This is a genomic window from Paenibacillus lupini (genome assembly GCF_011761355.1).
In the GTDB taxonomy this organism is placed as follows: Bacteria; Bacillota; Bacilli; order Paenibacillales; family Paenibacillaceae; genus Pristimantibacillus; species Pristimantibacillus lupini.
Genome location: NZ_JAASRW010000012.1, coordinates 95,019 through 106,775, shown reverse-complemented (window position 1 = coordinate 106,775; position 11,757 = coordinate 95,019). Strand labels below are relative to the sequence as shown.

The following is an 11,757-nucleotide window of genomic DNA, read 5'->3' as shown; positions in this document are numbered from 1 at the left end:
CTATACGGTCTCCTTTACGAGCTCTTTGGCAGGCTCCTCAAAATAGATTTCCCCTGGAGCCATTCGAGATATAATGGCAAGCGACTCAACGCTCACATTCATCTGCTCCAGCAAGCCTCTTCCCTCTTGAAACCCTTTTTCAATCACACAACCTACGCCGGCCAGTTCAGCTCCAGCTTCATTAACGATTTGGACTAAACCAACAAGCGCTGCACCCGTTGCAAGAAAGTCGTCCACGATGAGCACTTTATCTTCCGGTCCCAAGTAATTTTTCGATATCGTCACCTGATAGGTTTCTTGCTTAGTAAAAGAATGAACAGACGCGGAGTAGACCTGCTCGGATTGGGTAATGGCCTTCTTCTTCTTGGCGTAAACAAAAGGAATATTAAGCGCGATGCCAACAGCCATCGCAAATTGTATGCCGCTTGCTTCAATCGTCAGCACCTTCGTAATAGTCTTGTCCTCAAACCGTCTGGCAAATTCCTTCCCAATCTCTAATGCAAGCGCCGTGTCCACTTGATGATTCAAGAAGGAGTCGACCTTAAGTACCGTATTGGACAATATCAATCCTTCTTTGCGTATTCGATCTTGTAGCAACTTCATTCTCTTCCGCTCCTCTAGTTGAATAAAAAAGGGACAAGCCACTTAAGCTAAAACTTAAGTGTGGCCTGTCCCTACAAAAACCATTTTCGTGTACGCTGAACTACATAGAACATTGAGGTAAAATGTAAAAAAGCGAATCACTCATAGTCGGATAGTTACAATGGTTATCCGGTAGAAACTTATGGGCCATATTCCCATGATTATATGAGATGAAAAAATGAGTATTTTAAAAAAAAGCATTTCTAATATTACTAGAGATATTTAATAGATAACAACAAGAAATTTTTCCCAAAAGAAATCACAGAGTTCGTTAGACCGTGAGAAGTACTGTCTAGTACTGTCTAGTCAGCATAGGAACCAGCGGTAGAGGTAAGTTGTTTATCCCGCCTGTAGCGGTTCACATATTGTCTCGGAGTGCAGCCGAAATATCTTCTGAATAAATGATAAAACTGAGCAGGACTTGTAAAGCCTACCTTACCGCTAATTTCGGTTACTGACCATCCTTCTGTCAGCAAGAGTTGCTCAGCCCGCTTCATTCTGCGCATCTGAACATAAGAATTAAAGGTTATTCCCATCCCTTTCTTAAACAGCTTGGCAAAATAACTGCTATTGTAATTCATCTGACTGCTAATATCCGCGATTTGGCATGCTGATTCCAATTGCTGCTCGATACAATTTAACGCTGGTCGCAATTTCAAGGCTATTTGCGGATCCATAGGTGTAATCACGTGTGCATCGTCTATTTGGATCAGCGTATACAAAATGTTTTTAAAGCATGCATTTACGGCAAGCTCGTAGCCCCTAGGCTTAAAGGTCATGTCATGATGCATCTGATTGAGGAGATTATACATCGCCTGTCTTTCGGACGGGGCTTTAATAATCGATTCATTTAATAAGGTTAAATGGGCTGATCTGCCTGTCCATGCAGCATGATAGGTTAGTAGTGACGGATCCATAAAAGCGGTCATATCGACATGGCAAACCATATAGACTAGATCAGATTGTCCATATTTATGAGCGCGGTGAAGCTCATTAGAGCCTAACATCACCACATCGCCGCCTTTCAGCTGATAATGATGAGCTGTTGTCTCTATTGTCATTGTCCCCTCTAGAACAGCAATCCACTCCACCTCTTCATGGTAGTGCCAAGGACCATACTGACTATTGATTTGACTCGGATGAGTGATTGTCCATATTTTCATCCGAAAATTTGGATCAACATAATCGACTTGTTCCTTATCATAAGCAGTCAAACTTACTGTCATAAGGCTGCATCTCCCCTCATCGCAACTTGCTCCTATCCTGACACGGATGTCCGTTTTCAAGATAAAGGAGACTGCTTTCAAGAAGCTTTATTTGAACCTGCTACTTTATAATAAAGAGAAATCTCTACAAGTGAAGGAGCAAAAAGATATGTATGACGACTTCGAGAGACTTCCTGCTAATCATGACCTTTCATTGCCCGCCTGGGGGCCATATACCAAAAAATATATTGGCCTCTCTCATATCAGTGACCAGTCGAAGGGAGTACGATTTGATCTAAGCTTATTTCCAGGATTCTATCGTAGAAAAATAGATATCCCTAATGTTCTGTGGGAATCTGGCTATCATCCGTGGGAAGCGGCCCCAGATTTCAGCTGCTATTCCCACCGTCACGAGCTGGAATGGAAGGATCGTGTCTATGCCGACATTTCATTCAGTCAGCTTAACGATCAGAGCCGACTCATCCGGGCGCATTTAGTCAATCAAACGGACAAGCCGCAAAATCTAGTGCTGCATTGGTTAGCTTCGCTCCAGCCGCCCCGGCTTCCAGGCCATGGGGAAATACAAATTATTACGGAAGTACAGCTTCCTGATGATGCGAAGTGGATAGATGCGCTGGACTATAAGGAACTGATCTTCGATAAGCCGCGGCCTTCAGATGGATTAGTCTATGATGGATTTATACGTGGAGAGGTCCGCGGGCAGTATTTTACCAACGGTTCAGCAATAGGATGCCAGTTCGGAGTCGATACCGAAGACACACTACTCTACGAGATCAACCTCGATCACTCCTATCAGGACGCCGTGTTTCTGCTTCGCTGTCAGGCTATGCAAGACGGGGAGCTGGAGCTCCGGCTTGGAGAACGGGAGTTTCGCTTTGATCTGGAATCGTCCGACACCTTAATCTTAGCTGAGCTGCCTATAGGGATACTGTCTGCCGGCAAACTCACTGTTCGCCTCCATACTTTGAGTTCAAATGGTTTAATCATTGATGGATTTACCATTACTGAGCAATGTACTGCTAAAGAAGTCATGTTTGTAGATCGTCCATGGTCTATTGAGCCTGAATTGCTGGCTGGTCCTGTTCCAGGCACTCTAATCCTTCATTATCCGGAAGGTCCCTATTATTACGGCCTGATGTGGAATTACTCCGATGTTGAGATTAGACAATTCAGAAGTGATGAACTGGATCAATTTGCCCGCCACACTGTACATAATCATGTTGATGCCATACTGCATGGGAATGGAAGAGGACACTATACTAATGTGTTTATGCGTCCTATTCCTATCTCTCCGGAATCATCCACCCTGCTTCACGGCATGGTATGCTCTGGAACCTTTGAAGAGGTGTATTCCTATCTCTCAAATTTTACACTGGACTATGAAAAATGTGAGTCTAGCTATCAAGCTGAACGCACGAAGCTTGAAACGCCTCCTTATTATCCTACTGGGGATCGCTATGGATTTAGCCAACAGCTCATGCAGGCTACCTTGCTGACGAATACCGTATTCCCTGTCTATACGAAACGTACATTTATTCGGCACAATACACCAGGGCGATGGTGGGATTCCCTCTATACGTGGGACTCCGGTTTTATCGGACTCGGCTTCGCCCACCTCGATGAGAGACGGGCGATTGACTGCCTGAACGCCTATATGACGGAACCTGGAGATTCTGGGGCTGCTTTTATTCACCACGGAAGCCCTGTGCCTGTGCAGCATTATCTGTTTCATGAGCTGTGGAATGGCGGACAATCGCCTGCTTTTCTGAACCACTTCTACCCGCGGCTGCGGCAATACTACTTATTCTTAGCAGGTAAAATCAACGGATCGACGACAAACACGTTGCGTACAGGCCTGCTTAAAACATGGGATTACTTCTATAACTCAGGGGGCTGGGATGATTATCCACCGCAGAAATATGTGCATGAGCAGAGATTGGAAGCAACAGCTGCCCCCATTATTACAACCAGTCAGGTTATTCGGATTGCCAAGATTCTTCGAATGGCAGCGGCAATGAACGAAGACTGGCACATGGATATCCAAGAATACGATTGCGATATTAAGCTGTGGAGCAAAGCATTGGAAACATACGCATGGGATGAACAAGCTGGCTATTACGGTTATGTAATCCATGATGAGAAAGGAGAAGCCATAGATCTTCTTCGACATGACTCTGGTGCTAATTACAATATGGGGATGGACGGTCTGTATCCACTAGTTGCAGGCATCTGCACGAAAGATCGTGCAGAACGGCTGATCGCCGCATTGTTTGATAAAAAACGCTTATGGACACCAATTGGCCTATCAACGGTTGACCAAAGCGCCCCCTATTATCGAGCTGACGGCTATTGGAATGGCGCAGTCTGGATGCCGCATCAGTGGTTCTATTGGAAGACGATGTTCGACCTCGGTCGTCCTGAGCTTGCTTTCCGTATAGCCTATACAGCACTTGAATTATGGAAGGCAGAGACAGAGACTACCTACAACTGTTATGAGCATTTTATCGTTCAGTCCGGACGTGGTGCAGGCTGGCATCATTTCGGCGGATTATCTGCACCTGTAATCAATTGGTTTGCTGCTTATTATAAGCTGGGCAAGGTTACAACCGGCTTCAACGTGTGGATGCTGCAGCAGTCCCTCAATGAAGATTACACGGAATACAAGGCAGAATTTCATTATGCGGGAGCTCGCAGCGATGCATTTACCATACTGATTAATCTGGCTGATCACATGCAGTTCGTGGCAACAGGTACAGGATGCAAGGTGGAATGCTCAAAACATCCAGGCGGAGGTCTGGAATTGCTGGTCACTGACTGTTTGTCACAAGCATCTATTTCAATTCAACCAGCTTAAATCCAGCACTAAAATTTACGTTTTTGACCACTACTTCCGGCCGTCCTGGGACGGCCCACTCTGTTTACTTCCTAGTCCAATGACGGGATCTTCACTGTTACTGTTGTTCCCTGGCCAATCTGACTTTCTACAGTGATCCCATACCGCTCTCCGAACAATAACCGTAGTCTGTTGTGAATATTGGATAAGCCGATGCTTTTCTCTGATTGCCCGTCTGGCACAAGCTCAGGATACTCATTACCCAGCTTAGCCTTAAGGGCGGCCAGCTCCTCCGGCTCCATTCCCTTCCCGGTATCCATAATACAGAAGCACATATCCCCATCCACATCCATGCTTCCGGTAACTTGGAGTTTCCCCCCTTGGTCCATCCGCTCCAGTCCGTGATACACGGAATTCTCCACAATAGGCTGGAGAATCATCTTCGGAGTCATCATCTCCAGCAGCCTCTCTTCGACATCAATGCTCATGGAGAATTTATTTTCGTACCGTATAGAGATAATCTTCATATATGCCTGAATACAGTCCAGTTCTTCCCGGATCCGTACTAGTTCATTTTTTTTAATACTATACCGGAAAATTTTGGACATGCATGACGTCATTTGCGCGATCTCCCTGCTTCCGTATTCTAATCCGATGCTGCTAATACAATTTAATGTATTATAGAGAAAATGCGGGTTGATCTGGCTCTGCAGGGCAGAAAACTCCGCCTGCTTCTGGCTTAGCTCAGATTTGTATAATCTGGCCTGGGTATTGAACATGTCCCTTGTCATTTCATCCATTTCATCCATCATTCGATTGATGTCGCGAGCCAGCGAGCCTACCTCATTGGTAGACCGGACTTTAATACGGAAGCCTCTGTCCCTTCTTCCGACCCTCTTCATATCCATAATAAGTCCCATGACCGGACCCATCAGATTATTCATAAAGAAAATACCCATTATGATCATAATTAGAATAATCCCAATTCCAACGATAATACTGACCTTCCGCATAGGATTCATGTCCGCAGTTAATTCATGAACTGGAATCATACTAATAATCCGCCACCCATCAGCCTGCTCCAAGCCCTTGCTCTGAACAAGAATGGATTCCCTGTCGATCGTTGTTTTCACACCGTTAAGCAAGGTGTCCTTATCCATAGACAGAACGTCCCTTAACAATGTGCCTTGGTCATTAGAATTGGTCGATGCAATAACCTCATCCCGATTATTGAGAATGTACAAGATAGAGTTAGGCGTTAATTCCGTATTTTCCACAAGCCCCTGCAGCTTCTCCATATTGACCATCACTGTGCAGTAACCCGTAATCTGGGAGAAGTTAACTCCCCCAAGGGATTCCACAATTGGCGCTATATAAAAGAACTGTTCCGCTTCTGTACTCTCGTCTTTTAAGATGGTGGTGAACATCCCCTTATCCCGAAGCGAAGAATCATTCTTATATGCTCGGATAAAGCTTTCATAACGATTGAGAAAAAAAACATCTCCGCCTGAGGAATCCAGACTGTAAAGCTGTTTCCCCCGAATATCATCAATGACCATTCCGCTCACATACGAATTAAAGGATCTCATATAATCCATGAGATCCAGTGCGTAGTTACCGCTATCAAATGCCCTTTTGTAATCATCATCCTCTACGGAATATTCCTGTATCAGTTTGCTATTGACCGCAATGCTGGTGCTGACCCTAATATCGTTAAATACGGAATCAATCTTACCTCGAGTTTGCTCAATCATTTGGTTTCCGAAATTGGCAGCTCTATTCTGGGTTAGATTAGAGAAACTATTAAAAAAATAAAATACGAAGACTGTGAAAATAACGATAGCGAAAAAAAAGATAAGCCATATCTGATGTTTCAATTTCAACTTACTCATTTTCATAGCCCGCCGCCGCTCCGTTCCTATTAACTCTTTCTAAATTTGGTGGGCGTGATCCCGCAATGCTTCTTGAATACTTTATTGAAATAGTAATATTCCACATAACCGGTCTTAATGGCAATTTCCTCTATGGACAGGTCCGTTTGCTTTAGGAGTACGCGGGCTTTCTTGATCCTGAGCTCCGATACATATTCGGAAAAGGTTTTACCCAGATTCTTCTTAAATAATTGGCAGCAATACACCTGATTAATGAAGAATTGCGAGGATAAATCCTTCAAATACAATTTCTGTTCATAGTGACCATCGATATAAGCTACCATCCGGTTAAAGCAGGACAAGATGTCCCCCTCATGCAAGGAGCGACTGTTTCCTTGTAGGATAGAGGCAAGGACGTCTTGCAAAAAGCTGCACAGAGACTCAAAGTTTTCAAATCGTTCCTTGATCTCGGAATAATTAAGAAATTCCAGTTCCATATCCTTTAATTCCTCAGAATATGTATTTATAAGTATCCCGACTGCCTGATTCCACAAGTAGACAACCTCACTCATGCCAAGATGCTGATCCTTGAAGTATTCCTGCAGCCCATTAACGTATCCATCCATGTCATCAAATTGATTTTCCTGAAGGATACGATTAATCTCATCAATACATGGCTTCACCAGATGAAGCTTCGGCTCGAAATGAACGGCGCATACAGCTTCGTTTAGAAAAGCTTGGGAGGCTGACAGGTCTGCTTCTTTAATCAGCCTGCTCATATGTTGCAGCTGGCTGGAAATGCTGCTGATGCCCACAGTATTAATACCAGTATTATTCACGACTAATTGTTCCCAATGCCCTTCCAAACAAGCTCTCTGCTCCGTCATCAGGACAATCAGCTTTTGCCTGGCCCCCGCCTCAACTTCCAGAGCATAAACGTGCTTTCCTTCCAAAGAAAGCAGCTGTCTAAAATCCTTGTTCTCACCTTCGAAATAGATGGAAAGTACCTGGTAATAGAATATAGCTTCACAATCGGGAATCGGTAAATACCGCTTTATCTCGTCCTGATCCGATGAGGTCAGTGCATCCAGAAGAAGGTGATTGCGTGATACGCTTCTCTGGGAGAAGTGCATGGCCAGCTCCTCAATCAACGGATCAGCCATATCAATATCCAAGGGCTTCAGGAAGTAATTAAGCGCGCCGTAACGCATCGCTTCCTGAGCATATTCAAATTCTGCATATCCGCTTACGACAACAAACTGGGTGTCCAAATCATGTGTTTTAGCCCTCTTCATTAAATCCAATCCCGAGATTTCCGGCATACGAATATCCGTAAACACCAAATCTGGTTTCTTCGATATAATAGCTTCCCACGCGTTGTAAGCGCTTGTAAATTGTCCTATGATTTCAAAACCATACTTATCCCAGTCAAAGGCGTTGCGGATTCCTCTAATCGCCCACGACTCATCATCTACAATTATGACCTTGTACATGGGTAGCCTCCTGAACACATGAATTCTCCGAATGATAGCAAAGCTTTCCGGGAATAGCAATTGAAATACGGATAAGCCACGATGAAGAACAATCGATGGTTTATCCGTATACTAAACTATTACTTGCTGCTGCTCTCTTTAATTTCTCTGTAGTGTTTCACATTCTCATCTTGAATAGCCTTACCGCCAGCGTCCATATATTCTTTCACCAGCTTGTCATACAAAGCATCGAATTCTGCCGGCTTGGCAACAATTAGCCTATCCATCATTTGCTTGTTCATATCACCAAGCGTCTTGCCGAATTTAATACTAGCTTCGTTCGTAACGCCATAGTAGAAGCCGGTATAGCCGTCTGTCGTATTGATTTTGTAGGAATCAACAGCCAGCTTCTCATAGCTCTGATCTCCGGTTGCCAAGGCTGCAGCGTACGTTTTGACATTCTTTTCGGTATCGCCCAGCTCTGCACCGTTTACAACCAGCGTATAATCCAGATTCAGATTGCTCATCTGCATATTTTCGCCGGTTTGCGCAATCCCTTGCGGGATGCCATCCACCATCGTGTGGTTGACACCTTCTTCACCAAACTGCAGGAAGAACAGTACCTCCGGATCAGCCATCCAGTTCAGATACTTCATAGCCAGTTCTGCATGTTTGCTGCTTTTTGGAATGAAGGAGAAAAGTCCGTTCTCATTATACGTCTCTTTTATATATTTCCCGTCGGCGTTCTTGAAGGTATCAATAGCAACAAAGTTAGCATCCGGCGCATTTTGCTTCAGCGGTTCACGAATTTTTGCAGTAAGCGGATAATCCCAGTTAGCCCCATAGAAGCCTACCTTGCCGTTGGTTACATCAGCATCCGCTTGTTTAGCCGTTTTGTCCAGTGCAAAGTCGGGGCTGATCAGCTTTTCAGAGTACAGCTTGTTCAGCCATTTATACGCATCCTTGTTGCCCGGCTTCAGCCAATTGGTAGTTGTAACAAATTCCTCTTCTGACATCGGACCCCAGAAGGATGGAACCAGGTTGCCAAACGTGTAGTTCATCCCGGCAGCTGCTGTTGCCCACGGAATGACACCGTTTACATTACCAGGGTTCTTGTCGCGGAAGGCAACGAGTGTATCGTACAATTCATCCTTAGTCGTCGGAACAGGCAGTCCCAGCTTATCCAGCCAATCCTTGCGGATAAACATACCGTTCCAGGCAAGTAGGGTCCGCTTCGCCGGGATGGAGACTTGTTTCCCTTCATATTGCCCGTAGGAAAGAACGGTGTCGCCCAAGTAAGATTTCAATTGCTGACCATACTTCTCGAGCAATTCGTCCAGTGTATAGAGGCCATTGTTTTTGGCAAAGCGGGTTACTGTAGTGCCGTCGTAGGTGAAGGAAATATCAGGAGCTTCGTTCGCTGCCATCAATACATTCAGCTTGTCGACTTCCTGGGAGCGGGGTACCGTTACAAATTTTACAATGGCGTTATTAGGTTTGCCGAATTTTTCATTCACATATTTGGTCCATGTGTTGTTGTTTAAGTCCGGCTGTCCCTGAATACCTCTGTCGAACACTTCCACAGTCAAGGTTTCAGCAGGGCCGGTAGAGGCTGCTGCTGATCCATCGTTAGATGCCGCCGGTGCTGGTTCATTATTGCTGTTATTTCCACAGCCTGCCATAACACTTGTTAGAAGCGCTGTACCTAACAGAATTGCTGCTTTCTTTTTCATGCCTGTATTCACTTTAAACCACCCTTTCAAATGATATGTATTGAAATTATTCGCACTGTAAAACGTTTTTACATCCACCATCCACCAGCCCGGGAATCACCCCTTTCATCCTTGTCTGTATCCCTATCAGCCCTTGATAGCTCCCGTCATCACACCATCTACGAAATACTTCTGCAGTTTGGGATAGATGAGCAGAATCGGGATGGTTGTAAACATAACGCTGGCCGCTTTCAGAGACTCCGGTACAATGAAGGCGCCGACACTTCCTTCTCCTCCTTGTTGGCTGTCCAGCTGCTGATTGGCCGAAATGATCTGATACAGCTTCAATTGCAAAGGATACAGATTTTTATCTGTTATATAGAACAAAGCATCCTGGAATCCGTTCCATCTATCCACCGCATAGAAGAGGCTTAATGTGGCGATCGAAGGCAGCGACAGAGGAAGTACAATCTTGATGAGAATACCCAGATCCGAACACCCGTCAATGGCAGCCGATTCCTCCAGACTCTCCGGAAGGTTGGTGAAGAAGGTCTTCAGAATGATTAAGTTAAACACGCTCATAGCGCCTGGCAAAACCAAGCTCCACACCGTATTCATCATGCCTAGATTTTTAACCAGCATATAAGAGGGAATCAAACCGCCGCTGAAATACATAGTGAAGACCAAAGCTGACAATATAAAGCTTCTTCCCATCAGCCGTTTCTTTGTTAACGGATACGCTCCGCAAATGGTCAGAAACATACATACCGCAGTGTACATAATTGTAAGTACAATACTGTATCCAAGCGAATAAAGCATCTCTACATCACTTAAGATGGTTTTGTATGTTTCTAATGTGAAGCCTACCGGCCACAGTCCTACTTTTTGGGAAATAATCGCTTCGTTGGAGCTTAGGGAAAGCGCAATCATATATAGGAACGGCACGATACATGTAAAGGACAATGCTACAATAAATACGATAATCAAGATATCTGCTAAACTCATTTTTTTCCTTTTGCCCATACTGCCCGCCATACTCACCATATCCCATCCTCACCCAATTTTTTCGCGATATAGTTAGCAGCAAGCAGCAGGATCAAGCCAATAACGGATTGGAACAACCCTACCGCTGTTGCCTGGGAGAAATCCCCCGAACTAATACCCACTCTGTATACGAAAGTACTAATAACATCCGAATATTCGCTAACCAGTGAATTCCCCATAACAAAGGGACGATCGAACCCGATGGAAACCATTCTGCCAATTTGGAGAATCAGCAAAATATTGATCGTTGATTTAATGCCTGGCAGTGTAATATGCCATATTTGGCGAAACCTGCTGCAGCCATCAATATCGGAAGCCTCATACAATTCCTTATTGATTCCGGTCATAGCCGCCAAATAGATGATCGTGCCCCAACCGATATGCTGCCATACGCCAACGGAGATATAAGTGACTAACCAAGGTATTTTCTGCGATAGAAACTCTATCTTGTCTAAACCTAGACTAGCCAAGAACGTGTTGACCATGCCGCTGTTAGAGAACATCAGATAGACCATACCGCCTATAATAACCCAGGATAAAAAGTGAGGCAGATATAACACGGTCTGTGTGATTTTCTTGAATTTTGCCATTCTTACTTCATTGAGCAAAATCGCAAGAATAATAGGTGCCGGGAATCCAGCGATTAAGTCATAAACATTCAGGGCCAGCGTATTCTTGAGCGCACGGTAGAAGCTGTCCTGCTGGAAAATAAACTGGAACACATCTAGTCCTACCCATTCGCTCCCCTTAATTCCTGCAAAGATGTTATAATCCTGGAATGCCATAATCACGCCATAGATCGGGGCATACTTGAAGATCAGGATATATGCAAAGGGCATCAGCAAGAGGAGGTATAACCATGCGTCTCTTTTGATGTTGTGCAGAAATTTGTTTTTCTTCTTGGTTGCAGCGTACTCTCGAGATTGGTCTAAAACCGCTTTCATTTCTCTCATCCCT

General features: G+C 44.6%; 8 protein-coding genes and 1 riboswitch. Of the genes, 1 reads left to right on the top strand and 7 read right to left on the bottom strand.

What is annotated here, in order from left to right; translation table 11 throughout:
- Both FHS17_RS28475 and FHS17_RS28470 read right to left on the bottom strand, forming a co-directional pair.
- Positions 1 to 603 (bottom strand): xanthine phosphoribosyltransferase, encoded by a 603-nt coding sequence (locus FHS17_RS28475; protein ID WP_167282556.1) that lies wholly within the window; start codon positions 601 to 603, stop codon positions 1 to 3.
- A 124-nt stretch (positions 604 to 727) separates the two neighbouring features.
- A riboswitch (purine riboswitch) is annotated at positions 728 to 831 on the bottom strand.
- Between the two features lie 113 nt (positions 832 to 944).
- The gene (locus FHS17_RS28470) at positions 945 to 1,868 is read right to left on the bottom strand and encodes an AraC family transcriptional regulator (RefSeq protein WP_167282554.1); all 924 of its coding nucleotides are present in this window, start codon (positions 1,866 to 1,868) and stop codon (positions 945 to 947) included.
- Between the two features lie 130 nt (positions 1,869 to 1,998).
- On the opposite strand from FHS17_RS28470, the gene FHS17_RS28465 reads away from it, so the two are divergent.
- Complete coding sequence (locus FHS17_RS28465) at positions 1,999 to 4,722, top strand: MGH1-like glycoside hydrolase domain-containing protein (RefSeq protein ID WP_341805933.1); 2,724 nt, start codon at positions 1,999 to 2,001, stop codon at positions 4,720 to 4,722.
- A 71-nt stretch (positions 4,723 to 4,793) separates the two neighbouring features.
- Here the strand turns inward: FHS17_RS28465 and FHS17_RS28460 are convergent, their stop codons facing one another.
- From FHS17_RS28460 to FHS17_RS28440, 5 genes are all read right to left on the bottom strand, one after another.
- Positions 4,794 to 6,455, bottom strand: coding sequence for a sensor histidine kinase (locus tag FHS17_RS28460; protein ID WP_243865587.1), 1,662 nt, complete (start codon positions 6,453 to 6,455; stop codon positions 4,794 to 4,796).
- A gap of 167 nt (positions 6,456 to 6,622) precedes the next feature.
- Entirely contained in the window at positions 6,623 to 8,065 is a 1,443-nt protein-coding gene (locus tag FHS17_RS28455; protein ID WP_167282550.1) for a response regulator, read from the bottom strand.
- Between the two features lie 119 nt (positions 8,066 to 8,184).
- Positions 8,185 to 9,789: an extracellular solute-binding protein gene (locus FHS17_RS28450; protein ID WP_167282548.1), complete on the bottom strand. Its 1,605-nt coding sequence runs from the start codon at positions 9,787 to 9,789 to the stop codon at positions 8,185 to 8,187.
- Between the two features lie 114 nt (positions 9,790 to 9,903).
- Positions 9,904 to 10,800 (bottom strand): carbohydrate ABC transporter permease, encoded by an 897-nt coding sequence (locus FHS17_RS28445; RefSeq protein WP_167282546.1) that lies wholly within the window; start codon positions 10,798 to 10,800, stop codon positions 9,904 to 9,906.
- The gene (locus tag FHS17_RS28440) at positions 10,794 to 11,744 is read right to left on the bottom strand and encodes an ABC transporter permease (protein WP_167282544.1); all 951 of its coding nucleotides are present in this window, start codon (positions 11,742 to 11,744) and stop codon (positions 10,794 to 10,796) included. Before FHS17_RS28440 ends, FHS17_RS28445 begins: the two co-directional genes overlap by 7 nt.
- Positions 11,745 to 11,757: the final 13 nt, after the last annotated feature.